Here is a 26005-nt window from a genome sequence, read left to right on the forward strand (position 1 = left end):
ACAACCCTGATGGGAGAGGGCGGCGTGGCTGGCTAGAGTCTGCCCGTTCATTCAACGGAGACTCCATGAGCCGCCCCCTGCTGACCCTCGTCGCTTCCCTGGCCTTGCTTGCCGATGCAGCCAACGCCGCCGTTGCCGCTGACAAGCCGGCCGCTGCCGCCAAGGCACCCAAGCCCGCCAAGCGCTACACCATCGAGCAGTTCATGGCCACCGTGAACATCGGCGGCGCCAGCTTCTCGGCGGACGAGAGCCGCATCCTCTTCCACAGCAACGAGACCGGCATCTTCAATGTCTACGCGATGCCCGTGGGCGGCGGCAAGCCGGTTCAGCTGACGAACTCCAAGACCGACAGCCACTATGCCGTCGGCTTCTTCCCCAACGACGACCGCTTGCTCTACACCCGCGACCAGGCCGGCAACGAGCTCAACCACCTCTATGTGCGTGAGCTGGACGGCAGCGAGAAGGACCTGACGCCGGGTGACAAGCCTGATCACAAATTGAAGGCGCGCTTCATGGGCTGGAGCGGCGACGACACCGCTTTCTACGCCGCCACGAACGAGCGCGACCCGCGCTTCTTCGACCTCTACCGCTACGACACCAAGACCTATGCCCRCACGCTGGCCTTCAAGAACGAGGCGGGCTGGGAGGTCGCCGACGTCAGCCGCGATGGACGTTGGCTGGCGCTGGGCAAGATCAACACGACGGCCGACTCCGACGTGCATCTGGCCGATCTGAAGAGCGGCGAGGTCAAGCACATCACCAAGCACCAGGGCGTGGCCCAGTACGCACCGCAGGACTTCACGCCCGACAGCAAAGAGCTCTTGATGACGAGCAACGATGGCGGCGAGTTCACGCGCGTCGTGTCCTATGACCTGGCCAGCGGCGCCACCCGCGAGGTCGAGAAGGCCGACTGGGATGTGGACTACACCGCCTTCTCCAAGGACGGCCACCACCGCGTCACCGGCATCAACGCCGACGCCAGCACGGTGCTGCGCCTGTACCGTGACGGCAAGCCGATTGCGCTGCCCAAGCTGCCCGGCGGCGAAGTGCGCGGCGTGGTCTTCTCGCGCAGCGGCAAGCGCATGGCCTTCTACGTGAACGGCGACCGCTCGCCCAACAACCTCTTCGTCGCCGACGTCGGCTCCAACACCGCGCCGAAGCAGCTGACGCAAAGCCTGTCCAAGGACATCGACCCCGCCGAGCTGGTGGACGCGTCCATCGCCCGCTTCAGGAGCTTCGACGGCATGGTCGTCCCGTCGGTCTATATGCTGCCGAGAGACGCCTCGCCGAGCCACAAGGTGCCGGCCATCGTCTGGGTGCATGGCGGCCCGGGTGGCCAGACCAAGCGCGGCTACTCGGCGCTGATGCAGTACTTCGTCAACAACGGCTACGCGGTGCTGGGCATCAACAACCGCGGCAGCTCGGGCTATGGCAAGAGCTTCTTCACGGCCGATGACGGCAAGCATGGCCGTGAGCCGCTGTGGGACTGCATCGAGGCCAAGACCTTCCTCGCCTCCACGGGCGTCATCGACCCCGAGCGCATCGGCATCGTCGGCGGCAGCTATGGCGGCTATATGGTGCTGTCGGCCATGGCCTTCCGGCCCGAGGCCTTCAAGGTCGGCATCGACATCTTCGGTGTGGCCAACTGGATCCGCACGCTGGAAAGCATTCCGCCCTACTGGGAGAGCTTCCGCCTGGCCCTCTACCAGGAGATCGGCGACCCGGCGAAGGACCGCGAGCGCCTGATGGCCACGTCGCCGCTCTTCCATGCCGGCGAGATCAAGAAGCCGTTGATGGTCATCCAGGGCGCCAACGATCCGCGCGTCATCAAGCCCGAGAGCGACGACATCGTCGCGGCGGTCAAGAAGAACAATGTGCCGGTGGACTACCTGGTGTTCGACGACGAGGGCCACGGCTTCTCGAAGAAGAACAACACGCTGGAAGCCAACCGCCGCATGGTCGAGTTCTTGGATAAATACCTGAAGCCGGGCGTCGGTCAGCCGGCGAAGTAAGGAGTTCCGCGATGTTCAGCTTCCTGCTCTGGTGCATCCTGTTCGTGATCTGCTGGCCGCTGGCCATCCTGGCCCTGCTGCTGTGGCCGCTGGTCTGGCTGATCACGCTGCCCTTCAGGCTGCTGGGCATCGCGGTCGATGGCGCCTTCGGGCTGCTGCGCGCCATCGTCATGCTGCCGTCGCGCGTGCTGAGTGGGCGCTAGGCCCAACCGGCGAAGTGCTCAGAACGCTTCCCAGGCGGGCTCTTGTTCCAGGGCGGCGCGGCTAGCCGCTGACTGGACAGATCGCCTTGCGACCGGAGTCGCAGCGCGGGCGCGCGCGGTTTCGGGCCCCGGACGCGAGAGGGATGGCGCGGCGCGGTCTGCGGCCTCCATCCGGAAGACCGCGACGGCGTTGGCCAGTGACTGGGCCTGATGGGCCAGGCTGGATGCCGCCGCCGCGCTTTCCTCCACCAGCGCCGCGTTCTGCTGGGTGACCTGGTCCATCTGCGTCACGGCGATGTTGACCTGCTCGATGCCGCGGCTCTGTTCCCCGGCGGTGCCCGCGATCTCGCCGATCAGGTCGTTGACCTTGCGTACCTCCTCCACGATGTCCTGCATCGTCTGGCCGGCTTCGGCGACCTGGCGGCTGCCGGCTTCCACCTTGTCGGCGCTGGCGCCGATCAGGGCCTTGATCTCCTTGGCCGCTTCGGCGCTGCGCTGGGCCAGCACGCGCACTTCGCTGGCGACCACCGCGAAGCCGCGCCCCTGCTCGCCGGCCCGTGCGGCCTCCACGGCTGCATTCAGCGCGAGGATGTTGGTCTGGAAGGCGATGCTGTCGATGACGCCGATGATCTCGCCGATCTTGCGGCTGCTGCTGCTGATCTCCTCCATCGTGCCCACGACGAGGCCCACCACTTCGCCGCCCCGGCCGGCCACCTTGCTGGCGTTGGCGGCCAGCCCGCTGGCGGCGCGGGCCGCGTCGGCGCTTTGCTTCACCATCGCCGTCAGCTCTTCCATCGAGCTGGCGGTTTCCTGCAAGCTGGACGCCTGCTGCTCGGTGCGGCTGGACAGGTCCTGGTTGCCCGCCGCGATCTGGCCCGACGCCGTGGTCACCGAGTCGATGCCCGAGCGCACCTCGCCCACCAGGCGGCGCAACGCGTCCACCGTGCCGGACAGGGCGCGCTGCAGCTCGCCCACTTCGTCACCGCGGTCCACCGTCACGTCAACGGTCAGGTCGCCGCCGGCGATCGTCCGGAGGTCGCCGACGACCCGGCCGATCGGGCGCGTCACCGAGCGCGTGACGATCATGCCCGCCACGATGGCGATGACGATGCCCAGCAGCGCCCCGCCCATGGCCAGCGCCGTGACATTGCCGATGGTGGCAATCGTGTCGGCACCCGCCGTCTCCATCAGTTGCTCCTCGAGGTCTGTCAGCTCTGCCAGGCGCTTCTGGTAGGCCAGTTGACGAGGGCGAAGCTTGTCGATGAGCACGGCCTTGGCACCGGCCTGATCGCCGGCCTGCACCAGCTTCACGAGCTCGTCTTCCTCCGCGACGAAGCCGGCGCGTTCCAGTTGCACCTTGTCGAACAGGGCGCGGCCCTCAGGCGAATTCAGGCGGCCGCGCAGATCGTCGTAGGCCTTGGAGACGGCTTGCCGCGAGTCCAGCAGCGAGGTGATCTCCTGGCGGCGCTGTTCCTCGCTGTCGAAGATCACCAGGTTGCGCACCATGCGGGCATGCAGGTTCACGTGGTCGCCGATGTCGTTGACGATCTTGACCTTGGCGTAGCGGTCGTGCAGCACGCCCTCCATGTTGTCGCGGACATTGGCCAGGCCCAGGCGGGTGTTGAGGGCCGTGGCCGCCATCAGCACTGCCACCAGGGCGAAGGCGATGGTCAGGCGTGCGCCTATGCGCAGGTTCTTCAATGCGTTCATGTCTGTTCTCCCAGTGTCCCCGTTGCGGGTCAGAGATCGCGCAGCAGCGCGACGAGGTCGATCAGCAGCAGCAGGCGCTGCCCGGTGGCAGCGTTCAGCGAGGCCACGCCAACGATGAATCCCGCGTCGACCCGATCGCCCAGGCGGGGCCGCGGCTGGATCTGCTCGGGTGCCAGGGCCACGACGTCGGACACCGCGTCCACCACCAGCCCGACGGTGCGCCCACCGAGGTTGACGACCACGGTGACGGTGTCCGTGCCGTTGACGGCCTGCAGGCCGAGGCGGTCACGCAGGTCCACGATGGGCACGATGACCCCGCGCAGGTTCATGACGCCCAGCAGATGGGTGGCCGCATTGGCAATACGGGTGGGCGGCTCATAGCGGCGGATCTCCTGGACAGCCAGGATGTCGATGCCGTACTCCTCGGCTCCCAGCCGCGAGCTGAGCACCTGGCGGGGTGGGCTTGCCGCGCCAACGGCACTTCGTTCTATGAGTGAGATTGCGGTCATGTGTTGGCCTCCCTGCTTGACTTGCAAGATGGCCTTCAGCGTAGGTGCGCCCCTGCACCCCGGGTTTGATTTCGATCAAGCTGTCGGACGGGCACGAGGGCCGCGCTGCCAACAGCAGCACGGAATGGCGTGCGCCCGCGTGTCGGCGCCGCGGGGCGAGGCTGCGCGGGCCTTCAGAGTGGCGTCGACGGGCGGTCCACGCCCCAGCGGCGATACAGCTCGGTCGCCGAACCGGTGCGCAGCCATTGCTCGAAGGCCTGGTCATAGCGCTGCGACAGACCCTCGCCGGCGGCGCTGCGTGCAAAAGCCATGTGGCCGTGCAGCACGTCCAGCGGCGGCGAGCAACGCGCCACGGCATCGGCGAGATTGAGTTTCTGCAGCACCGGCTGACAGTTGCGGTCATTGGCCGCGAACAACTCGACGCGGCGCTTCATCAGCATCTGCAGGCCGGCGTCGACGTTCTGTACCCAGGTCAGCTGGTTCATCGACGTCTTCATGCGCTCGAAGCGGCTGCCATAGGCCCAGCCGCGCACGGCGGCCACGGGCGTCTGGGCCAGCTCGGCGAACTCGCCCGTCCAGCGCGCCTCCTCGCCGCGGCGGGCATACCAGACCATGGCGTCCGAATAGAAGGAGCGCACGCTGAACAGCATGCGGGCCTCGCGCTCAGGCGTGCGGTAGGGGCCGATGAGGATGTCGGCTTCGCCCTGTTCGATCATCAACTGGGCGCGCGACCAGGGCAGCCATTCGCAGCGCACGTTGTCGCCGAACAGCATGCCCAGGAGCTCCACGGCCAGTCCCTTGGGCGCCTGGCCCTCGGCGCCTTCGAAGATGCGCGCGAACTGTGAGCCGACCGCGCGCAGCGGTGTGGCGTGGGCGGGGCCTGCCAGCCCCAGGCCCGCCATCCAACCCAGCCCCGCCTTGCACCAAACGCGTCGCGTCGACATGGCTTACCCCTCCGCCGGAGATGGTGTCGATGATGCGCGCAGGATCAGGGAATGTCGATCTCGTGCAGGCCGTAGCCGCGGCCCGCGCGGCGGTCCTCGAAGAAGCAGCGCAGCGTCTCCCGCGTCGTCTTGAAGGCGATGTCGTCCCAGGGGATCTCGTCCTCGGCGAACAGGCGCGCCTCCAGCGACTCCGGGCCTGGGTTGAAGTCGGGTGAGCGCAGCCGCGCCCGGTAGAACACATGGATCTGGCCGACGCGCACGACATTCAGCACCGTGTACAGCGGCCCCATCTCGATGTCGGCGCCGGCCTCCTCGCGCGTCTCGCGCCAGGCGCCTTCGGCCAGGGTCTCGTTCAGTTCCATGAAGCCGGCCGGCAGCGTCCACAGCCCGTGGCGCGGCTCGATGGCGCGGCGGCACAGCAGCACGCGGCCGTCGGCTTCCCAGACGGGCAGCGTGCCGACCACGTTCAGCGGGTTCTGGTAGTGGATGGTGCTGCAGCCCGGGCAGACCGCGCGCTCGCGGTTGTCGTCGGCGGGGACGCGGTATTCCACGGCCGTGCCGCAGGCAGGGCAATGTCTGAGGGGGGCGGGGAAGGGCATGCGAGCCAGTTTAGAAGGGACCAGAATCCCGGTCATGAAGCTCTACAACTACTTTCGTTCGTCGGCCTCCTGGCGGGTGCGCATCGCCCTGGCGCTGAAGGGCCTGGACTACGACTACGCGGCCATCCACCTGGCCAAGAACGAGCAGTTCGCCGGCAACTTCGCAGCCCGGCAGGCCTCCCACCTCGTGCCCGCCCTGGTGCTGGACGATGGCCAGTGGCTGAGCCAGTCCATGGCCATCCTGGAATACCTGGACGAGACCCACCCCGAGCCGCCGCTGCTGCCCCAGGGGGCGATCGCGCGCGCGCAGGTGAGGGCGCTGGCCCAGGACATCGGCTGCGACATCCACCCGATCAACAACCTGCGCGTGCTGCGCTATCTGAAGAACGACCTCGGCCAGGAACAGTCCACCGTCGACCGCTGGTACCGCCACTGGGTGGCGACGGGCCTGGCCATCGTCGAGCAGCGCCTGGCGGCAACGGCAGGGCAGTTCTGCTTCGGCGACACGCCGGGCCTGGCCGACTGCCTGCTCGTGCCGCAGATCTACAACGCCGAGCGCTTCGAATGCCCGCTGGGCGACTACCCGACGGTGATGCGCGTCAATGCAGCTTGCCTGGCCCTGCCGGCCTTCGCCAACACCCACCCCAGCGTCTGCCCCGATGCCGCTTGATCCGAGGAACTGGCTGCGGCCCGACTGGCCGGGTGTGACGGCCTTCATGACGACGCGCGGCCCCAACTTTGGCCGCAAGGCGGGCGACCCCGACGTCGCCAAGGCCAACCGCGCCGGCCTGGCCGAACTGCTCGGCGCCCGGCCCGTCTCCCTCGATCAGGTCCATGGCGCCGACGTCGTGCGCCTGCGCGCCGACTGGCATGACGACAACGCGCCCAAAGCCGACGCGGCCGTGTCCACCGACCCCGAACTGGCCGTGGCCATCCTCGTCGCCGACTGCCTGCCGGTGCTGTTCACGGCGCCAGGCGGCGTGGCCGGTGCGCATGCGGGCTGGCGCGGCCTGGCAGCCGGCGTGCTGCAGAACACGGTGGCCGAGCTTTGCAAGGCAGCGAATTGCGAGCCGCATGAAGTGAAAGCCTGGCTGGGCGCCTGCATCGGCCCCGAGGCCTTCGAGGTCGGTCCCGAAGTCGTTGCCGCTTTCGGCCGCGAGCCCATGGCGCGCGACCAGCCCGGCTTTCTGTACCGCCCCAACCCCGAGCCTCGCTGGCGCGCCGACCTGGCCTTGCTGGCTCGCGAAAGCTTGACCTCGGTCAATGTCACTCAAATCAGCGGCGGATCCTGGTGCACGCTGACCGATGATTCACGCTTCTTCTCGTTCCGCGGCGAGGCTCTCGGGCGACCCCGCGGCCGCATGGCCGCCTGCGTCAGCCTGCGCTGAAGCCTCGGCGGCGCGACGGCGCCGCTTGCGGCCCGGTGTGCCGAGGATGTAGAGCAACAGGCCCAGTGGCAGGACGCCGTAAAGCATCAGCGTGACGAAGGCGCCGAACAGCGTGCCCTGAGGGCTGATTGCTTCGGCCGCGGCCATCATCAACGCGACGTAGGCCCACGCAATAGCGACAAGGTACATGATGGGGGTGTCATTGGCGCGTCAGTGCGCAAGAGTACAAACAGGGTCTGCGAGATGTGGCAAGCTTATTGCAACGGATCGAGACAACACCGCTGACGCGGGAGCTCCGAGGAAGACATGGCCACACGCAAGAAGAACGACGCCCAGCCCGCGATGGAGGGGCAGGCCGCTTTCGCCGACCTGATGCAGCAGATGACCCATCTGCCGCAGATCTCGCCAGCGGCACTGGCCGAACTGCAGGCCGACTATCTGAAGCAGGCCACGGCATTGTGGAACACCTCACTGGGACAGGCCGAGGCTCCGGCCATCGGCGACCGCCGCTTCGCCGCACCCGAATGGCGGTCCAACCCGGCCGCCAACTTCATGAGCCAGCTTTATCTGCTCAACGGCCGCACGCTGGGCAGGATGGCCGAGCAGGTCGAGGCGGACGACAAGACCAAGGCACGCATCCGCTTCGCCGTGCAGCAGTTCGTCGACGCGGCCTCGCCCAGCAACTTCCTGGCGCTCAATCCCGAAGCGCAGAAGCTGGCCCTGGACAGCAAGGGTGAAACGCTGTCCCGTGGCCTGCAGCATCTGTGGGGCGATGTGCAGCGCGGCCATGTGTCGCAGACGGACGAGAGCGCCTTCGAGGTCGGCAAGAACGTCGCCACCACCGCCGGCAGCGTGGTGTTCGAGAACGACCTCTTCCAGCTCATCGAATACGCGCCGCTGACGGCCGAGGTGCATGCGCGGCCCTTCCTGCTGGTGCCGCCCTGCATCAACAAGTTCTACATCCTCGACCTGCAGCCGGACAACTCGCTGAKCCGCTACGCCGTCTCCGAGGGCCATCGCGTCTTCGTCGTCAGCTGGCGCAACCCGGACGAGTCGGTCAAGGCGCTGACCTGGGACGACTACATCGAGCAGGGCGCTGTTCGAGCCATCCGCGTCGTGCAGGAGATCTCCGGCCAGGACAAGATCAACGCCTTGGGCTTCTGCGTCGGGGGCACCATCCTCGCCACGGCCCTGGGCGTACTGGCCGCGCGCGGCGAGCAGCCGGCCGCCAGCGTCACGCTGCTGACCACGCTGCTGGACTTTGCCGACAACGGCATCCTGGACATCTTTGTCGACGAGGCCAGCGTGCGCCTGCGCGAGGCCACCCTCGGCCCCGAGTCGCCCAAGGGCCCGCAGCTGCTGCACGGCCAGGAGCTGGCCACCACCTTCAGCCTCCTGCGCCCCAACGACCTGGTCTGGAACTATGTCGTCGGCAACTACCTGAAGGGCGAGCAGCCGCCGCCCTTCGACCTGCTGTACTGGAACGGCGACTCCACGAATCTGCCCGGCCCGATGTACTGCTGGTATCTGCGCCACACCTATCTGCAGAACGAGTTGAAGCAGCCGGGCAAGCTGACCGTCTGCGGCGAGAAGCTGGACCTCGGCGCGATCGAAGCGCCCGTCTACATCTACGGCTCGCGCGAGGACCACATCGTGCCCTGGCAGGCCGCCTACCGCAGCACGCAGATCCTGAAGGGCAAGAAGCGCTTCGTGATGGGCGCCTCGGGTCATATCGCCGGCGTCATCAACCCGCCGGCCAAGGGCAAGCGCAGCCACTGGATTGCCAAGGGCGCCGCATTGCCGGCCGATGCCGACGCCTGGTTCGCAAGCGCGACCGAGCACCCGGGCAGCTGGTGGCCGGACTGGTCCGCCTGGCTGGCCTCGCATGCCGGCGCCAGGAAGCCCGCGCCCAAGACGCCGGGCAATCGCAAGTTCAAGGCGATCGAGCCTGCGCCCGGTCGCTACGTCAAAGTCAAAGCCTGACCGTTTTTAAGGAGACATCCATGAGCAAAGAAGACATCGTCATCGTCGCAGCCGCACGCACCGCCATCGGCAAGTTCGGCGGCACGCTCGCCAAGACGCCCGCCACCGAACTGGGTTCGGCCGTCATCCAGGACCTGCTGCGCCGCACGGGCCTGCAAGGCGACCAGATCGGCGAGGTCATCCTCGGCCAGGTGCTGACCGCCGGCGTGGGCCAGAACCCGGCGCGCCAGTCCGTCATCAAGTCCGGCATGCCGAATTCGGTGCCGGCCATGACCATCAACAAGGTCTGCGGCTCCGGCCTCAAGGCCGTGATGCTGGCGGTCCAGTCCATCCGAGACGGCGACAGCGAGATCGTCATCGCCGGCGGCCAGGAGAGCATGAGCATGAGCCCCCACGTGCTGCCGGGCTCGCGCGATGGCCAGCGCATGGGCGACTGGAAGATGGTCGACACGATGATCGTTGACGGTCTGTGGGACGTGTACAACCAGTACCACATGGGCATCACGGCCGAGAACGTCGCCAAGAAGTACGGCATCACCCGCGAGCAGCAGGACGCGCTGGCCCTGGGCAGCCAGCAGAAGGCTGCTGCCGCGCAAGACGCCGGCCGCTTCAAGGACGAGATCGTCCCGTTCAGCATCGCTCAGAAGAAGGGCGACCCCATCGTCTTCGCCGCCGACGAGTTCATCAACCGCAAGTCCAACGCCGAAGCGCTGGCCGGCCTGCGCCCCGCCTTCGACAAGGCCGGCAGCGTCACTGCCGGCAACGCCTCGGGCCTGAACGACGGCGCTGCCGGCGTGGTGGTCATGACTGCCGCCAAGGCCGCGGCCCTGGGCCTGACGCCGCTGGCGCGCATCGCGTCCTACGCCAGCGCCGGCCTGGATCCCGCCCTGATGGGCATGGGCCCCGTGCCGGCCGCCCGCAAGGCCCTGGAGCGCGCCGGCTGGAAGCCCGCCGACCTCGACCTGCTGGAAATCAACGAGGCCTTCGCGGCCCAGGCCTGCGCCGTGCACAACGAGATGGGCTGGGACATGAGCAAGGTCAACGTCAACGGCGGCGCCATTGCGCTCGGCCACCCCATCGGCGCCAGCGGCTGCCGCGTGCTCGTCACGCTGCTGCACGAGATGATCAAGCGCGATGCCAAGAAGGGCATAGCATCCCTGTGCATTGGCGGCGGCATGGGCGTGGCCCTGACCGTTGAACGCTGATTCCCCACAACAACCAGGAGACATCCATGAGCCAAAAAGTTGCCTACGTCACGGGTGGCATGGGCGGTATCGGCACCGCCATCTGCCAGCGCCTGCACAAGGAAGGTTTCAAGGTCATCGCCGGCTGCGGCCCGAGCCGCGACTACACCAAGTGGTTGGACGAGCAGAAGGCGCTGGGCTATAGCTTCTACGCCTCGGTCGGCAATGTGGCCGACTGGGACTCCACCGTCCAGGCCTTCTCCATGGCCGTGGCCGAGCATGGCGCCATCGACGTGCTGGTCAACAACGCCGGCATCACCAAGGATCGCATGTTCCTGAAGATGACGCCAGACGACTGGCATGCGGTCATCGACACCAACCTCAACAGCATGTTCAACGTCACCAAGCAGGTGGTGCCGGGCATGGTGGAAAAGGGCTGGGGCCGCATCATCCAGATCAGCTCGGTCAACGGCGAGAAGGGCCAGGCCGGCCAGACCAATTACTCGGCCGCCAAGGCCGGCATGCATGGCTTCACGATGGCGCTGGCGCAGGAGGTGGCATCCAAGGGCGTGACGGTCAACACCGTCAGCCCCGGCTACATCGGCACGGACATGGTCCGCGCCATCAAGCCGGAAGTGCTGGAGAAGATCGTCGCGACCATCCCGGTGAAGCGCCTGGGCACGCCCGAGGAGATCGGCTCCATCGTCGCCTGGCTGGCCAGCGGCGATTCGGGCTTCTCGACCGGTGCCGACTTCTCCTGCAATGGCGGCATGCACATGGGGTGATCGCGGCAGCGCGCCTCGACCCGAGCCGGCAGCGATGCCGGCTTTTTCATTTCCGCACCGCCTTGGGGCGCCATGGCAACAATTCCACGCTTGCACGGGGATAGACGCGTGTCTGTGAACTTGTCCCCTGAATCAGGGGCTTGGCCTGACTACATTCCCGATCCAGCGCCGCACAGCTGGCGCATTAGCAATAGGGATGAGTCGCATGAACTTTGTCTTCCTACCCGCCGTGAGGCTGATGCGCCGCCTGCCGATGGCGCACAAGTTCTTCATCGTCTGCCTGTGCTTCGCGATTCCGCTGGTCTACCTGCTGGTGTCGTTGGCGGGCGACCGCTCGGACGCCCGTGACTTCTCGGCCAAGGAACTGGTCGGTGTCGCCCAGGTGCGCCAGGTCAGCGGCCTGCTGAACGCGGCCATGGTGCTGCGCGGCACCTCCATCGGCCTGAGTGCCAAGACGCCCGGCGCCGAGGCCAAGCGTGACGAGGCCCTGGCCAAGTTCGACAGTCAGGCCCAGGCGCTGGAACGCGAGATCGCCACCGACCAGGATCCGCTCAAGCTCGCTGCCGGCCTGGCCGCTGCGCGTGCCAAGGCCAAGGCCCTGGTCGCCCTCGGTGCGGCCGAGCCCGAGGCCGTCATCATGGCCAGCTTTGCGTTGACCGACAGCGTCCAGTCCCTCGTCGAGCAGGCCTCGTCCGAGTCCAATCTGGCCCTGGACCCCGATGCCGACACCTATTACCTGATGCTGAGCGTGACCGACGCCCTGCCGCATCTGCGCGATGCCGTCGGCCGCATGCGCGCCCTGGGTTCCGCGGCCGCGCAGATGGGCACGCCGCCCCAAGGCGTGCTGCAGCGCCTGCACCAGGCCGACACGCTGGCCGAGGAATATCTGACGCGCCTGACCGGCGCGCTGAACCGCGTCGCCGCGGCCAATCCCGACGCCGTCAAGGGCCTGGACGTTCAGCTGCCCGATCGCATCCGCAAGGACTATCGCGAGAAGTTCGCCCAGGGCTTTGTACTGGGCGAGGCGCCCAAGGTCGATGCGGCCGAGTGGTTCGCCCTCGGCACGGCACAGATCGCCGCCACCGACAAGCTGGAGCGCGCCGCCGAGGCCAAGCTGGCCGAGCTGGTCGAGGTGCGGGTCAAGCGCCTGACGCGCGAGCTGTGGACGGCCATGGTGCTGGCCATCGCCTTCGTCGCCATCGCCGTCTATGCGTTGGTGAGCTATTACCTGGCCTCGCGCAGCAGCTGCGCGGCGCTGGGTCGGCGCATCGAGGCCCTCGGCGCGGGCGACCTCAGCGACAGCCCGGCGCTGGACGGCCGCGACGAGGTCGTGCTGGCCACGAATTCCCTGCGCGAGGCCATGCGGCGGCTGAGCGGCCTGGTGCACGAGGTGCGTGCCGGCGCCGAGCACATCTCCAGCTCGGCCACGCAGATCTCGGGCGCCAACCAGGACCTGTCGGCGCGTGGCAATGCGATGGCTTCGGTCGTCGAGCAGACCAGCGCCAGTACCGGCATGCTGGAGCAGACCGTCGACCACAACATGAGCAGCGCCCGCGAGGCCCATGACCTCGTGCAGGGCGCGGCCGACCTGGCCGGCCGTGGCGGCGCCATCGTGCAGCGCGCCGTCGATTCCATGGAGGAGATCACCGCCAGCTCGCGCAAGATCGGCGACATCATCCAGGTCATCGACTCGATCGCCTTCCAGACCAATATCCTGGCGCTGAACGCCGCCGTCGAAGCCGCGCGCGCGGGCGAGCAGGGGCGGGGTTTTGCCGTGGTGGCGAGCGAGGTGCGCTCGCTGGCCCAGCGGTCAGCGGAAGCAGCAAGAGAGATCAAGACGCTGATCAACACGTCCATCGAGACCGTCCACCAGGGCGAGGCCTATGTGGCCCAGGCGGGCGGCTCCATGGGCGAGATCGTGCAGGCCATCCATCGCGTGGCCGCCATCGTCGGCGACATCAGCAGCCAGTCTTCGTCACAGGCCGACCAGGTGCGCCAGCTGGCCGCGGCCATCCGCGAGGTGGACTCGACGACGCAGCAGAACGCGGCGCTGGTCGAGGAGACGGCGGCGTCCGCTTCGTTGCTGGAAGACCGGGCTGGGCAGTTGCGCGACGCGGCGTCGCGCTTTCGCGTCGCGACCGCCTGATCGGCCTCACAGCGCCGGCGGCGTGGGCCTTTGGCCCTGGCGGTTGAAGATTGATACCCTCCGGCGCGGGCGTCTCGCCAGGCAGTCGGGAGTGAACGGATGATGAACGTCGTTGCCACCGGTTTTCGGGGCGCCGCAGCGGCGGTCCTGCTGGCCTGTCATGCCGCGGTGGCGCTGGCCGAGCCGGTGAAGGACTGCCCGCTGCGCGACGCGCCCTTCTCGATCGACAGCCCCCTCATCGACGTCCTGCTGTCGCCCGCCGCGGTCGACGCGCTGCAAAAGGCCTGGCCCGGCGCCCGCTCGCTGGATGCCTGGCTGAGCGGCACCGAGGCGCCCACCTTCTCGGCCATCCTGCGGGTGCGCTCCCTGGCCGACAGGCCCGACTTCCCGCCGCTGGCGCGGCTCGACGCCGCCCTGCGCGCCGTGGCCGTGACCGATGCAGACCGCGCCGCCCGTTGCGCCCGCTACGACAACGACCCGCCGCAGCTCAGCATCGGCCCGGGCTCGCCCAGACTGCTGGTGTTCGAGAAGATCAACGGCTTTCGCGACGGCCCTTCGGTGAACGCCGCGCACGCGGCCATCCAGGTGATGGCCAGCAAGCGCGGCTGGTCGCTGAGCTTCACGGACAAGGGCGGCGCGATGACGCCGGCCCTGCTGCGGCAGTTCGACGTCGTCGTCTGGAACAACGTCAGCGGCGACGTGCTGACGCTCTCCCAGCGCGCGGCCTTTCGGGCCTTTGTGGAGAACGGCGGCGGCTATGTCGGCATGCACGGCTCGGCCGGCGACCCGGAGGCCTTCTGGGACTGGTACCTCGACACCCTGGTCGGCGCCCGCTTCAAGGGCCATCCGGGCAACCCGCAGTTCCAGGACGCCCGTGTCGTCGTCGAAGACGCCACCCACCCCATCACTGCAGGCCTGGGCAGCGGCTGGACGATGAAGGACGAGTGGTACTCGTTCAAGAACAACCCGCGCAGCGGCGCGACCGTGCTGGCGACGCTCGACGAGCGCAGCTACGCGCCCGGCGACCTGGCCATGGGTGACCACCCCATCGCCTGGACCCGCTGCGTCGGCCGCGGCCGTTCCTTTTACTCCGCCATCGGCCACCGGCCGGAAAGCTATGCAGAGCCCTCGCATGTGAGGCTGCTCGAACAGGCGGTCGAATGGGTCGCGGGCAAGGGCAGGCCCGCTTGCGCGCCCGGCGCGAGCAAAGGCCCATAGTCGGTTTCAAGCCCAGAGCGAGCGCCGGAAGCCGTCATGCCCAGGCGCCTTCCATCGCGCTGCGCAGCGGCCGGCCCAGCGGCGAGGCTTCTGCGGGCTCGGCGCTGTCGTGGGCCAGCAGGTCCAGGGCCGTGCTGCACCAGGGGCCCAGGGGGATGAGGTCGCCCAGGCGGGCCGAGGCGCGGGTCAGGGCGTGGGGCAGTTCGACCTGGCGTGCGGGGCTCAGGCCGCGGGCGGCGCGGCGGCGCGCAATCCAGTCGGCGACCGTGGCGGCTTCGGGGCCGACGGCGGTCCATGACGGGGCCTGCGGGACGGCCAGCGTCGCCACGATGCCGGCCGCCAGATCCTCGACGCGGATGGGCTGCACGCGGCAGCGGGCGACAGCGGCCGGCAGGGGCAGCCAGGGCAGGCGGCTGAGCCGGTCCAGCAGGCGGCTGCTGATGCCGCCGACGCCGATGATGAGGCTGGGCCGCACGATGCAGGCGCGCCCGGCCAGCGCGATCTCGCCGGCCTGCTTGCTGCGTGCATAGGCGCTGACGCCGCCGCACAGCGCCGACACATGCACGAGGCGGTTGATGCCGCGGGCCTCGCAGGCGTCGGCCAGCGCAGCCGGCGCGCGGTGGTGCATCAGGTCCAGCAGGTCGCTCACGCCGCCGGCCTGGTCGCGCAGGCAGCCGGCGGTGTAGACGACGCCGTCCACGCCCTTGAGCTGGGTCTCCCAGGCTTCGGGCAGGTCCCAGCAATCCACGGGGTGGAGGTCGGCCCTGACCGCTTCATGCCCGGCCGCGGCCAGCGCCGTGAGCAGGTGGCGGCCGACGAAGCCGCCGGCGCCAATGACGAGTATCTTCATGGCTCAGCCTCCCGTGCGGGCCGCCGCTGTGGCGACAGGACCCAGGGGCTTGAACAAGGCGACCTGCTGCCGGGCCAGCTTGTCCTGCGTCGGTGCCCAGACGCGGCGCGTGATGATGGCGATGCTGACGAAGCTGCCGGCCGCGGTCAGCCACAACGCCCGGTGCACGGCGTCCAGCGTGCTGCCGTGGAAGTCGCCGAAGGTCAGGGCCAGCACCAGGGTGCCGGCGATGGCCAGTACATAGGCGCTGCGCACCCAGAAGTGGGCGCCGACCTTGCCAGGCAGCGGCTCGATGCACAGCGAGTCCAGCACCACCAGCAGGATGGGCTGCATATAGCCGATGGCCAGCATGGGACCCAGGACGGCGATGACGAGGGTCAGGGAAAAGTTCAGTTCGGACACGGTTTTCTCTCCTTGGTTGAGTCAATGAATGCGGCAGGCTCCGTCGACCGGGCAGGCGCGCTCCTGGATGCGAAAGGCGGTTCGCACTAGCGTGTGGGGCATCTGGTAGCGGTGCTTGACGAGCCAGGGGTAGGCCCGTGCGGCCAGGCGCGCGAACCAGGGGCGGCGCAGCCAGCGGGCCACGTTGGTGAAGCCGGTGGCCGCGTAGATGACCTCGAAGGCCGGGATGCCGATGAGCCAGCCCCCGTCGGGCCGGCGCACGTGGATGAGCTGCAGCATCGCGTCCAGGCTGACGCCCAGTGCTGCTGCATCGAAGCCGGGTGCGGCGATGTCGATGAACTCGAGCAGGCCGGCGCTGTTGCGCGCCTCCAGCAGGGCCATCTCGCCGCGGCACAGCGGGCAGGCGCCATCGAAATAGACGGTGTGGACTGGCAGGGTGTTTGCAGTCACGGCGGTTATTTCTGTTTAAAGTGAAATTGAGAGGCAAAAAAAGGGCGCCGACCGGGCGCCCGTTGGTCACCCCATGGGCGGCATCGGTGGCGTGACCGGAAAGACATTGGGTGCCGCAGCATCGGCCGCCTGGATCGCATCCCCCGGCCGCACAAAGCGCTGCACCTGGGAGCCCAGGCGCAGGATCTTCTCGAGCGTGGCCGGCGACAGGCGCAGCATCTCGTCGCTCCAGCTGCCCAGGGTCTGCATGAAATCCAGCGTGCTGCGCAGCCGGTCCTGCAGGGCGGGGGACTCCTTGTCGAGCCCGGGGTCGCGCGACAGCTCGCGCAGCAGGGCGACGGTGGGGTCGAACTCGCGCTCCTTGCGCTCGCGCACGATGGTGCGGAACAGCTCCCAGACATCGCCCGAGGTCTCGTAGTAATCGCGTCGGTCGCCCAGCACATGGGTGACGCGGATCAGCCGCCAGTTCAGCAACTCCTTCAGGCTGTTGCTGATATTGGAGCGGGCCAGCACCAGGGTGTCGGCGATGTCCTCGGCATGCAGGGGCTGGCCGTGCACGAAGAGCAGGGCGTGGATCTGGGCGACGCTGCGGTTGACGCCCCAGTTGGAGCCCATCTCGCCCCAGTGGACGATGAAGCGGCGGGCGATGTCGGTGAGTTCCATGGCCGCAAGCGTACGCCGTCTGTAATTTCTGTCAATACAGAAATAAAATTTGAAGGCGCCAGCCGTGGCTATCATGCGCACCGTTTTTTTGATATGGGAGAGCCGCCATGGCCATGGATGTTGTCGACTATGAGATCAAGGGTGCCGAGATGCAGTTCGTCGAGATCGAACTCGATCCCGGCGAGGCGGCCATCGGCGAGGCCGGTTCGATGTTCTTCATGGATTCGTCCATCGGCATGGATGCCGTCTTCGGCGACGGTTCGGCCAACCAGGGCGGCTTCCTCGGCAAGCTGCTGGGCGCCGGCAAGCGCCTGCTGACGGGCGAATCGCTGTTCACCACCATCTACACCAACAACGGCACGGGCAAGCAGCGCGTGGCCTTCGCGGCGCCCTACCCGGGCAAGATCATCCCCATGGATCTGGCGGCCCTCGGCGGCACGCTGATCTGCCAGAAGGACGCCTTCCTGTGCGCGGCGCGCGGCGTCTCCCTGGGCATCGCCTTCCAGCAGAAGCTGTCGGCCGGCTTCTTCGGCGGCGAGGGCTTCATCATGGAGCGCCTGGAGGGCGACGGCCTGGCCTTTGTGCATGCCGGCGGCACCATCGTGCGCCGCAGCTTGCAGCCGGGCCAGACCCTGCTGGTCGACACGGGTTGCGTCGTGGCTTACACGCCCAACGTCAACTTCGAGATCCAGTACGTCGGCAAGATCAAGACGGCGCTGTTCGGCGGCGAAGGCCTGTTCCTGGCCAAGCTGACCGGCCCGGGCGAGGTCTGGCTGCAGAGCCTGCCCTTCTCGCGCCTGGCTTCGCGCATCTTCGCGGCGGCGCCGCAGATGGGCGGCCACAAGGAAGAGGGCTCGGTTCTCGGTGGTTTTGCCGGCGGCGGACTGCTGGGTGGGCTGCTTGGAGGCGATGACGAGTAGACGCCCCGGTAAACTGCGACGTTGTGGAGGGCGGCGGCTGCCGCCCTTTTTGCTTTTAAGGACTCCTGGAATGTTTCGTCGCAGCGCGTTCGCGCTCCTGATGGTCCTGGCCGGCCTGGCCCAGGCCAATGCCCAGAGCAATGGCCGCCCGCCGGTCTTCGTGCTGAATTCCCTGGACGCCGACATCTCGGTCGTCGACCCGGTCAGCTTCACCGTCGTCAAGCGCATCCCGACGGGCAAGGAGCCCCACCACCTCTATCTGTCGCCCGACGAGAAGTCCCTCATCGTCGCCAATGCGCTGGCTGATTCGCTGACCTTCATCGACCCGCGCACGGCCGAGGTCCAGCGCGTCGTGCGCGGCATCCCCGACCCCTATCACCTGCGTTTCTCGCCGGACATGAAGTGGTTCATCACCGCCTCCAACCGGCTGGACCGCGTCGACCTCTATCGCTGGCAGGGCAGCGCCGCCACCGAGCCGCTGCAACTGGTCAAGCGCATCCCGGCGCCCAAGACGCCGAGTCACCTGAACATCGACAGCAAGAGCACGACGCTCTATGCCAGCCTGCAGGACAGCGACGAGTTGCTGGCCATCGACCTGGCGACGCAGAACATCAAGTGGAAGCAGGCCGTCGGCAAGATGCCGGCCGACATCTACCTGACGCCGGACGACCGCTTCCTGCTCGTCGGCCTGACGGGCGACAAGTTCGTCGAGGTCTGGGACGTCAGCGGCGCCGGCGCGCCCAAGCTCGCCAAGCGCATCCTGACCGGCGCCGGCGCCCACTCCTTCCGCGCCTGGGGCGACAAGCGCCATGTGCTGGTCAGCAACCGCGCGGCCAACACCATCAGCAAGATCGACCTGACGACGCTGGCCGTCGTCGACCAGTTCCCCGCGCCGGCAGGCCCCGACGACATGGAACTGCTGACCGACGGCAAGACCCTGCTCGTCACCTCGCGCTGGGCCGGCAAGCTTACGCAGATCGACACCGCCACGCGCAAGGTCGTCAAGCAGGTCAAGGTGGGCAAGTCGCCGCACGGCATCTGGACGCTGGATCACCAGCCGAGGCTGTGATGCCCCTCGCCCAGTCTCGTCCCGCTGAACGCGGGCGTGCCCGGTCGGTCCCCCGTGGGGACGGCGATGCTTGCGGCGTTGAGCCGCAAGCACATCGCCCGCGGGCCGGCTCGGGAGCGGCCCAGCGCTGGTCCCGCGGTCGAACACGCCTGAAGGCGCTGCTGTTGGCTCTTACGGTCACGACGGCCGCGGCGCAACCGTCTTGCGACAAGCCGGTCTATCTCACCTTCGACACCGGCCACATGGGTGTCGCGCCGCTGATCGCCGAGACGCTGAAGAAGCACAACGCGAAAGCGACCTTCTTCCTCGCCAGCGAGCCCACGCTGACCGGCGGCACGACGCTGGACGAGACCTGGGCGCCCTGGTGGCGCGAGCGCGCCGCCGAAGGCCATGATTTCGGCTCCCACACCTGGGACCACGACATCTTCATGGAAGACGTGCTGGACGCAGACGGCAAGGTGGTGCGCTTCAAGGTGAAGACGCAGGCCGGCGTCAATCCGCCCGTGGTGCGCGAGGTCACGCCCGAGCAGTATTGCGAGAGCCTGAAGAAGGTGGGCGAACGCTTCACGGCCATGACGGGCAAGCCGCTGGGCCCCGTCTTCCGCGCGCCGGCCGGGCGTTCGTCGACGGCGCTGCTGAACACCGCCAAGGCCTGCGGCTTCACGCATGTGGGCTGGAGCCGCGCTGGCTTTCTGGGCGATGAGTTGCCCAGCCAGAGCAATCCCAACGCGCAACTGCTCGAAAAGGCGCTGCGCGACATCAAGCAGGGCGACATCCTGATCGCCCACCTGGGCATCTGGGAGCGCCAGGACCCCTGGGCGCCCGCGGTGCTGGAGCCGCTGATGACGGGCCTGGAGCAGCGGGGCCTATGCTTTGCACCGCTGCGCGAGCATCCCCGCTTCGCCAGCCTGTTCAAGACCGTTGAAACCAAGGTCGCCCTGAAGTCGGGCACCAAGACCTACGCCCGCAAGCCGTGATCGACTGGATCTCCAACATCTTCGACGCTGCGCAGCTGTGGCTCTATGAGTCCATCGTGCAGCCGGTGGTGTTCGGCCTGGGGCTGGGCAATCTGCTGGAGGACGCCTTCGACGCGACCGGTTGGCTGCTGCTCGGCCTGGTGCAGATCGCCGTCATCCTGCTGGGCATCGGCATGCTGGAGCGACGCTGGCCGGTCGAGCCCGTCACCGACCACGGGGCCGTCCGCACCGATGTCATCTACACACTGATCCACCGCCTTGGCCTCGTGCGCTTGCTGATGTTCTTCAGCATCGAGCCGGTCTGGGACGGCATCGCCAGCGAACTGCGCATGGCCGGCCTGCAGACCTGGCAGCTCGATGCGATCTGGTCCGGCGTCACCGACATCGGCTGGGTCAGCCTGCTGCTGTATCTCGTCGTCTTTGACTTCGTCGGCTACTGGCTGCACCGCGCCCAGCACCAGTTCAACTGGTGGTGGGCCCTGCACAGCCTGCACCACAGCCAGCGCCAGATGACGATGTGGAGCGACAACCGCAATCACCTGCTGGACGACGTGCTGCTGGGCACCGCGCTGGCCCTGCTGGCCCGCCTGATCGGCGTCGAGCCGGGCCAGTTCGTCGCCATCACCGTCATCACCCAGCTGCACGAAAGCCTGCAGCATGCGAACGCGCGCATCAGCTTCGGCCGCATCGGTGAAAAGCTGCTGATCAGCCCGCGCTTTCATCGCCTGCATCACAGCATCGGCATCGGCCATGAATCGGGTGGCCGCGGCACGCTGGGCGGCCACAACTTCGGCGTGCTGCTGCCGCTGTGGGACCTGCTGTTTCGCACCGCCAACTTCGAGAACCGCTTCGACGCCACCGGCGTGCGCGACCAATTGCCCGAGGAGGGCGGCCGCGACTACGGCGCCGGCTTCTGGCATCAGCAATGGCTGGGGCTGACCCGCCTGTTCGGCTCGTTCAGGAAAACTGCTTGATGCAAAGCCTCGTCGACTCCTTCTGGCGCGCCGCCGCCTACTGCCTGCACCCGCGCGTCATCGGGTTGTCGCTGCTGCCATTGGTCATCTGCGGTGTGCTGGTGTTCGGCTTCATGTTCTTCTTCTGGGAGGGCGCGATCGCCGGCGTGCGCGCGACACTGGAGAGCTGGCATCTCATCGAGAGCCTGCTGCAATGGCTGGACTCCTTCGGCCTGCAGGCCTTCCGCAGCGCGCTGGCAGCCATCGTCGTGCTGGCCGGCGTGCTGCCGGTCGTCATCCTGCTGAGCCTGCTGCTGGTCGCACTGTTGATGACGCCGGCCATCGTGCGGCTGGTGGCGCAGCGCCGCTTCCCGTTGCTGGAGAAGAAGCGCGGCGGCACGCTGCTGGAGAGCGTCGCCGCCTCGCTCGGCGCCACCTTCATCGCGCTGGTGCTCATCATCCTGTCCATGCCGCTGTGGCTGATCCCGCCGCTGGTGATGGTGCTGCCACCGCTGATCTGGGGCTGGCTGACCTACCGCGTCTTCGGCTTCGACGTGCTGGCCGACCATGCCTCGGCCGAGGAGCGCCGCGCGCTGCTGAAGGAGCATCGCATCCCGATGCTGGCCATCGGGGTCGTCTGTGGTTATCTCGGCGCCGTGCCGTCGTTGATCTGGGCCGTTGCAGGCGTGACGGCCATCATCTTCGCCCCCTTCGTCGTGCTGCTGGCGATCTGGCTCTACACGCTGGTGTTCGCCTTCTCCACCGCCTGGTTCACGCACTACGCGCTGGCGGCCCTGCAGGCGCGAAGGGCGGCGGAGCCGGTGGCCGAATCTGCGGTCCTCCTGGAGAACTGAAACGCATGCAAGTCGGACTGATCATCATTGGCGACGAGATCCTGTCCGGCAAGCGCCAGGACTCGCACCTGGCCAAGTTCATCGAGCTGCTGTCCGAGCGCGGCATGCAGCTCTCCTGGGCCCAATACCTGGGTGACGACCGCGAGCAACTCGTCACCAAACTGCGCGAGGCCTTCGCGAGCGGTGACCTCATCGTCAGCTGCGGCGGCATCGGCGCCACGCCCGACGACCACACCCGCCAGTCGGCGGCCGCCGCGCTGGGCCGCCCACTGGCCCTGCACCCCGAGGCGCGCGAGCTGATCTGGCAGCGCATCCAGCAGATGGCCGCCGAGCAGGGCAAGACGGTCACGCTCGACGAGCCCGACACGCTGCGCCGCCTGGAGATGGGCGTCTTCCCCGAGGGCGCCGGCATCGTGCCCAACCCCTTCAACAAGATTCCCGGTTTCTTCGTCGGCAACGTTCACTTCGTGCCGGGCTTCCCCGTCATGGCCCATCCGATGATGGCCTGGGTGCTGGATCGCTTCCCGCAACTGCACCGCCAGGTCGGCGTCATCGAGCGCTCCCTGATCGTCCAGGGTGCGATGGAAGCCAGCCTCACGCCTCTGATGGAAGCCGTCGAGGCCGAGTTCGCCGGCATCAAGGTTTTCAGCCTGCCGAGCGTCGACCACCCGCAGTGGGGCCGCTGCATCGAGCTGGGCGTGAAGTGGGGCCCCCCGCCTGCGAGTACGCAGTCGGCCCCCCGAGGGGGCGCAGCCGATCTAGGGAGCGGCCCGTCGATCGGCTTGGGCGATGCAGAACGCCTCGACAGCGCCTATGACGCCCTGAAGCGGGGCGTGATCCAGTTTGGTGCAACCATCAGCACCGAGCTGGTGCGATAGTTCTCGCGCCGTAACCGGGGCCGCCACATAATGCCCGGCGCTGCCGGGCAGCAACCCATGTCGGTGCATCTGGCATGCAACCTGCTTTGAATACCCCCGTGGCCGCTGGCGCGTGTGCGTCGGTGGCGGCATCCCACCCCTGTCCGATCCCGCTAGGAGCTATTGATGGCCAAGACCGTCGCCGATGTGATGAGCATCGTTAAGGAAAACGAAGTCAAGTTCGTCGACTTCCGCTTCACCGACACCCGTGGCAAGGAGCAGCACGTCTCCGTGCCCGTCTCCCATTTCGACGAAGACAAGTTCATTTCGGGCCACGCCTTCGACGGCTCCTCGATCGCCGGCTGGAAGGGCATCGAAGCCTCGGACATGCTCCTCATGCCCGATCCGAACACGGCCAACATCGACCCCTTCTTTGAAGAGCCGACGCTGATCCTGTCCTGCGACGTCGTCGACCCCGCCGACGGCAAGGCCTATGAGCGCGACCCGCGTTCGCTCGCCAAGCGCGCCGAGGCTTATCTGAAGGCCTCCGGCCTGGGCGACACGGCCTACTTCGGCCCGGAACCCGAGTTCTTCATCTTCGACAGCGTGCGCTGGGGCAATGAAATGTCCGGCTCGTTCTTCAAGATCGAGTCCGAAGAAGGCGCCTGGAACTCCTCCAAGGAATACGAGCACGGCAACAGCGGCTACCGCCCCACCGTCAAGGGCGGCTACTTCCCCGTGCCCCCGGTCGACAGCGGCCAGGACATGCGCTCGGAGATGTGCCTGATCCTTGAGCAGATGGGCATCCCGGTCGAAGTGCATCACCACGAAGTGGCGAACGCCGGCCAGATGGAAATCGGCACCAAGTTCAGCTCGCTGGTGCAGCGCGCCGACTGGCTGCAACTGCAGAAGTACATCATCCAGAACGTCGCCCATGCCTACGGCAAGACCGCGACCTTCATGCCCAAGCCCCTGGTCGGCGACAACGGCAGCGGCATGCACGTTCACCAGTCCGTCTGGAAGGACGGCAAGAACCTGTTCGCCGGTGACGGCTATGCCGGTCTGAGCGAGTTCGCGCTGTACTACATCGGCGGCATCATCAAGCACGCGCGCGCGCTGAACGCCATCACCAACCCGGGTACGAACTCGTACAAGCGTCTGGTGCCCGGCTTCGAAGCCCCGGTCAAGCTGGCCTACTCGGCCAAGAACCGCTCGGCCTCGATCCGCATCCCCTACGTCGCCAACCCCAAGGGCCGCCGCATCGAAGCGCGCTTCCCGGATCCTTCCGCCAACCCCTACCTGGCCTTCAGCGCGCTGCTGATGGCCGGCCTGGACGGTGTGGAGAACAAGATCCATCCGGGCGAAGCCGCGACCAAGGACCTGTACCACCTGCCGCCGGAAGAAGACGCGAAGATCCCGACCGTCTGCCACAGCCTCGACCAGGCCCTGGACTACCTGGACAAGGGCCGTGCCTTCCTGACCAAGGGTGGCGTGTTCACCGACAGCTATATCGATGCCTACATCGAGCTGAAGATGCAGGAAGTGACGCGCTTCCGCATGGCGACCCACCCGGTCGAGTTCGACATGTACTACGCGCTGTGATGGCCATGGGCAGCACTCACGCTGCCTTTGTCATCCCCGCTGAAGGGGGCCGCTGCTGCGGCCCCTTTTTCGTTGACGTGTCTGGGCCACAATCCCGCCATGCTGAATCGACTGCTGGCACCGCTGCTCGTTCTGGCCAGCCTGGGCGCGCAAGCCCAGGGCACGGTCTACCGCTGCCCCGGGCCGCCGGTGCTCTACACCGACGCGCTGTCGGCCAAGGAAGCCAACGAGAAGGGCTGCCGCACGATCGAGGGCACGCCCATCACTGTGCTGCAGGCACCCAAGCCGCGGGCTGCGGCCGCGCCGGTGGCCGAGGTGCCACGCGGTGCTGAAAGCCGTGTCGATGCCGGCCAGCAGCGCGCCCGCGACGACGAGCGCCGCCGCGTGCTGCAGACCGAGCTGCGCCAGGCCGAAGAGCGCCTCGCCAATGCACAGAAGGAATTCAACAACGGCCAGGGCGAGCGCCGCGGCGACGAGCGCAACTACCAGAAGTATCTGGACCGCATGGCCGAGCTCAAGGACAGCATCGCCCGCCACGAGTCCGACATCCAGGCGCTCAAGCGCGAGATCGCCAAACTGCCCTAGTCATCGGCCCGGCGCCGATGTGCGCCATGACTGATACCCCCTTGCTGCCGGCCGAGTTCGCCGGCCTGGATCTGCTGGCGACCATGGTCGTCGTCGTCAGGGCCGACGGCGAATGCCTGTTCGCCAATGCCGCTTTCGAGAACGTCATGCGGCTGTCGCGCCGCAGCGTGCAAAGGGCTCAGCTGCCCGACTGGTTCGATGACGCCCAGCGCCTCACCGAGACCCTGGCAGGTGTCGCCGCCAACCAATACTCCAGCAGCCGCTTCGATGCGCTGCTGCGTCGCGGCTCCTGGGCCCACGAGGACGGTCTGCCCGTGCACGCCATCGTCTCGCAGATGGACGCGGCCGACGACGGCACGCCGCGCGTGCTGGTGGAGCTCATCGAGATTGCCCAGCAGGCTCGCCAGGACCGCGACGAGCGCAGTCTCGACCAGGTCCAGGCGACCAAGGAGCTGACCCGCAACCTCGCCCACGAGATCAAGAATCCGCTGGGCGGCATCCGCGGCGCGGCCCAGCTGCTGGCGCTGGAAGTGCAGGACAGCAACCCCGAACTGATCGAATACACCCAGGTCATCGTCCACGAGGTGGACCGGCTGCAGAGCCTGGTGGACCGCCTGCTCGCGCCGCACCGCAAGGCCCATGTCGTCGGCGACGTCAACATCCACGAGATCTGCGAGCGGGTGAGGGCGCTGGTGCTGATCGAGCATCCCAAGGGCCTGATCATCCCGCGCGACTACGACACCTCCCTGCCCGATTTCCGCGGCGACCGCGAGCAGCTGATCCAGATGGTGTTGAACATCGTGCAGAACGCCGCCCAGGTGCTGGGTTCGCGCATCGCGGCCGGCGACGCCCAGATCGTGCTGCGCACCCGCGTCTCTCGCCAGGTCACCATCGGCAAGCAGCGCTGGCGCTTGGCATTGGAATTGCATATCGAGGACAACGGTCCCGGCGTCCCCGCCGAGATCCGGGATCGCATCTTCTTTCCCCTGGTCTCAGGGCGGGAGGGCGGCTCGGGACTCGGACTCACGCTCGCGCAGACGATCGCCCAACAGCACCAGGGCATGATCGATTGCGAGAGCGAGCCGGGCCTGACGAATTTCCGAATCACGCTGCCCTTGCCCTGACGCCACAAGCCGACGGGA

General features: G+C 67.6%; 27 protein-coding genes. 18 read left to right on the forward strand and 9 right to left on the reverse strand.

Features of this window, described 5'->3' with window-relative positions; all coding sequences use genetic code 11:
- Nucleotides 1–65: 65 nt before the first annotated feature.
- Both AC1DW3_RS05525 and AC1DW3_RS05530 read left to right on the forward strand, forming a co-directional pair.
- A complete protein-coding gene (locus AC1DW3_RS05525) occupies nt 66–2012 on the forward strand; it encodes a S9 family peptidase (protein ID WP_477929367.1) in 1947 nt (648 codons plus the stop codon).
- An 11-nt stretch (nt 2013–2023) separates the two neighbouring features.
- Complete coding sequence (locus AC1DW3_RS05530; RefSeq protein WP_477929368.1) at nt 2024–2215, forward strand: hypothetical protein; 192 nt, start codon at nt 2024–2026, stop codon at nt 2213–2215.
- 18 nt (nt 2216–2233) lie between these two features.
- Here AC1DW3_RS05530 and AC1DW3_RS05535 read toward each other — a convergent pair whose 3' ends face one another.
- From AC1DW3_RS05535 to AC1DW3_RS05550, 4 genes are all read right to left on the reverse strand, one after another.
- Complete coding sequence (locus tag AC1DW3_RS05535; protein WP_477929369.1) at nt 2234–3925, reverse strand: methyl-accepting chemotaxis protein; 1692 nt, start codon at nt 3923–3925, stop codon at nt 2234–2236.
- A gap of 29 nt (nt 3926–3954) precedes the next feature.
- On the reverse strand, nt 3955–4434 hold the full coding sequence (locus AC1DW3_RS05540; protein WP_477929370.1) for a chemotaxis protein CheW: 480 nt from the start codon (nt 4432–4434) through the stop codon (nt 3955–3957).
- Between the two features lie 173 nt (nt 4435–4607).
- Complete coding sequence (locus tag AC1DW3_RS05545; RefSeq protein WP_477929372.1) at nt 4608–5378, reverse strand: substrate-binding periplasmic protein; 771 nt, start codon at nt 5376–5378, stop codon at nt 4608–4610.
- A 44-nt stretch (nt 5379–5422) separates the two neighbouring features.
- Nucleotides 5423–5977 (reverse strand): NUDIX hydrolase, encoded by a 555-nt coding sequence (locus tag AC1DW3_RS05550; RefSeq protein ID WP_477929374.1) that lies wholly within the window; start codon nt 5975–5977, stop codon nt 5423–5425.
- 34 nt (nt 5978–6011) lie between these two features.
- Here AC1DW3_RS05550 and maiA point away from each other — a divergent pair, with 34 nt between their 5' ends.
- Both maiA and AC1DW3_RS05560 read left to right on the forward strand, forming a co-directional pair.
- Nucleotides 6012–6647 carry a maleylacetoacetate isomerase gene (gene maiA, locus AC1DW3_RS05555; RefSeq protein WP_477929376.1) on the forward strand — a complete coding sequence of 212 codons (636 nt, stop codon included), beginning with the start codon at nt 6012–6014 and terminating at the stop codon, nt 6645–6647.
- Entirely contained in the window at nt 6637–7365 is a 729-nt protein-coding gene (locus tag AC1DW3_RS05560; protein ID WP_477929378.1) for a purine nucleoside phosphorylase YfiH/LACC1 family protein, read from the forward strand. The genes maiA and AC1DW3_RS05560 overlap by 11 nt, the downstream gene beginning before the upstream one ends.
- Here the strand turns inward: AC1DW3_RS05560 and AC1DW3_RS05565 are convergent.
- Nucleotides 7288–7554 carry a hypothetical protein gene (locus AC1DW3_RS05565; protein WP_477929380.1) on the reverse strand — a complete coding sequence of 89 codons (267 nt, stop codon included), beginning with the start codon at nt 7552–7554 and terminating at the stop codon, nt 7288–7290. The genes AC1DW3_RS05560 and AC1DW3_RS05565 overlap by 78 nt on opposite strands.
- 117 nt (nt 7555–7671) lie before the next feature.
- Between AC1DW3_RS05565 and phaC the strand changes: the two genes are divergently transcribed.
- The 5 genes from phaC (at nt 7672) to AC1DW3_RS05590 (ending at nt 14681) form a co-directional block, all read left to right on the forward strand.
- Nucleotides 7672–9348, forward strand: coding sequence for a class I poly(R)-hydroxyalkanoic acid synthase (gene phaC / locus AC1DW3_RS05570; RefSeq protein WP_477929382.1), 1677 nt, complete (start codon nt 7672–7674; stop codon nt 9346–9348).
- A 20-nt stretch (nt 9349–9368) separates the two neighbouring features.
- On the forward strand, nt 9369–10553 hold the full coding sequence (locus AC1DW3_RS05575; protein ID WP_477929384.1) for an acetyl-CoA C-acetyltransferase: 1185 nt from the start codon (nt 9369–9371) through the stop codon (nt 10551–10553).
- 26 nt (nt 10554–10579) lie between these two features.
- The gene (gene phbB, locus AC1DW3_RS05580; protein ID WP_477929386.1) at nt 10580–11317 is read left to right on the forward strand and encodes an acetoacetyl-CoA reductase; all 738 of its coding nucleotides are present in this window, start codon (nt 10580–10582) and stop codon (nt 11315–11317) included.
- Nucleotides 11318–11522: 205 nt separating this feature from the next.
- Nucleotides 11523–13463: a methyl-accepting chemotaxis protein gene (locus AC1DW3_RS05585; RefSeq protein ID WP_477929388.1), complete on the forward strand. Its 1941-nt coding sequence runs from the start codon at nt 11523–11525 to the stop codon at nt 13461–13463.
- Nucleotides 13464–13562: 99 nt separating this feature from the next.
- A complete protein-coding gene (locus tag AC1DW3_RS05590; protein ID WP_477929390.1) occupies nt 13563–14681 on the forward strand; it encodes a ThuA domain-containing protein in 1119 nt (372 codons plus the stop codon).
- A 34-nt stretch (nt 14682–14715) separates the two neighbouring features.
- On the opposite strand, the gene AC1DW3_RS05595 is transcribed toward AC1DW3_RS05590, so the two are convergent.
- The 4 genes from AC1DW3_RS05595 to AC1DW3_RS05610 all read right to left on the reverse strand — a co-directional run bounded on the left by AC1DW3_RS05595 (nt 14716) and on the right by AC1DW3_RS05610 (nt 17046).
- A complete protein-coding gene (locus tag AC1DW3_RS05595) occupies nt 14716–15531 on the reverse strand; it encodes a sugar nucleotide-binding protein (RefSeq protein WP_477929392.1) in 816 nt (271 codons plus the stop codon).
- Nucleotides 15532–15534: 3 nt separating this feature from the next.
- The gene (locus AC1DW3_RS05600; protein WP_477929394.1) at nt 15535–15933 is read right to left on the reverse strand and encodes a hypothetical protein; all 399 of its coding nucleotides are present in this window, start codon (nt 15931–15933) and stop codon (nt 15535–15537) included.
- Between the two features lie 21 nt (nt 15934–15954).
- Nucleotides 15955–16383 carry a thiol-disulfide oxidoreductase DCC family protein gene (locus tag AC1DW3_RS05605; RefSeq protein WP_477929396.1) on the reverse strand — a complete coding sequence of 143 codons (429 nt, stop codon included), beginning with the start codon at nt 16381–16383 and terminating at the stop codon, nt 15955–15957.
- A 66-nt stretch (nt 16384–16449) separates the two neighbouring features.
- Nucleotides 16450–17046, reverse strand: coding sequence for a GbsR/MarR family transcriptional regulator (locus tag AC1DW3_RS05610; protein ID WP_477929398.1), 597 nt, complete (start codon nt 17044–17046; stop codon nt 16450–16452).
- Nucleotides 17047–17153: 107 nt separating this feature from the next.
- Between AC1DW3_RS05610 and AC1DW3_RS05615 the strand changes: the two genes are divergently transcribed.
- From AC1DW3_RS05615 to glnL, 9 genes are all read left to right on the forward strand, one after another.
- Nucleotides 17154–17966, forward strand: coding sequence for a TIGR00266 family protein (locus tag AC1DW3_RS05615; protein WP_477929400.1), 813 nt, complete (start codon nt 17154–17156; stop codon nt 17964–17966).
- A gap of 70 nt (nt 17967–18036) precedes the next feature.
- Nucleotides 18037–19035, forward strand: a complete 999-nt coding sequence (locus AC1DW3_RS05620) for a YncE family protein (protein ID WP_477929402.1) — start codon at nt 18037–18039, stop codon at nt 19033–19035.
- Between the two features lie 164 nt (nt 19036–19199).
- Entirely contained in the window at nt 19200–20012 is an 813-nt protein-coding gene (locus AC1DW3_RS05625; RefSeq protein ID WP_477929404.1) for a polysaccharide deacetylase family protein, read from the forward strand.
- A complete protein-coding gene (locus AC1DW3_RS05630) occupies nt 20012–20986 on the forward strand; it encodes a sterol desaturase family protein (protein WP_477929566.1) in 975 nt (324 codons plus the stop codon). The genes AC1DW3_RS05625 and AC1DW3_RS05630 overlap by 1 nt, the downstream gene beginning before the upstream one ends.
- Nucleotides 20986–21819 carry an EI24 domain-containing protein gene (locus AC1DW3_RS05635; protein ID WP_477929405.1) on the forward strand — a complete coding sequence of 278 codons (834 nt, stop codon included), beginning with the start codon at nt 20986–20988 and terminating at the stop codon, nt 21817–21819. Before AC1DW3_RS05630 ends, AC1DW3_RS05635 begins: the two co-directional genes overlap by 1 nt.
- Nucleotides 21820–21824: 5 nt before the next feature.
- Nucleotides 21825–22697 (forward strand): competence/damage-inducible protein A, encoded by an 873-nt coding sequence (locus AC1DW3_RS05640; protein WP_477929406.1) that lies wholly within the window; start codon nt 21825–21827, stop codon nt 22695–22697.
- Between the two features lie 165 nt (nt 22698–22862).
- A complete protein-coding gene (glnA, locus tag AC1DW3_RS05645; RefSeq protein ID WP_477929408.1) occupies nt 22863–24278 on the forward strand; it encodes a type I glutamate--ammonia ligase in 1416 nt (471 codons plus the stop codon).
- 99 nt (nt 24279–24377) lie between these two features.
- Nucleotides 24378–24863, forward strand: a complete 486-nt coding sequence (locus AC1DW3_RS05650) for a hypothetical protein (RefSeq protein WP_477929411.1) — start codon at nt 24378–24380, stop codon at nt 24861–24863.
- Nucleotides 24864–24880: 17 nt separating this feature from the next.
- The gene (glnL, locus tag AC1DW3_RS05655; protein WP_477929413.1) at nt 24881–25987 is read left to right on the forward strand and encodes a nitrogen regulation protein NR(II); all 1107 of its coding nucleotides are present in this window, start codon (nt 24881–24883) and stop codon (nt 25985–25987) included.
- Nucleotides 25988–26005: the final 18 nt, after the last annotated feature.

The sequence above is a fragment of the Roseateles sp. P2_H4 genome, from assembly GCF_056403315.1.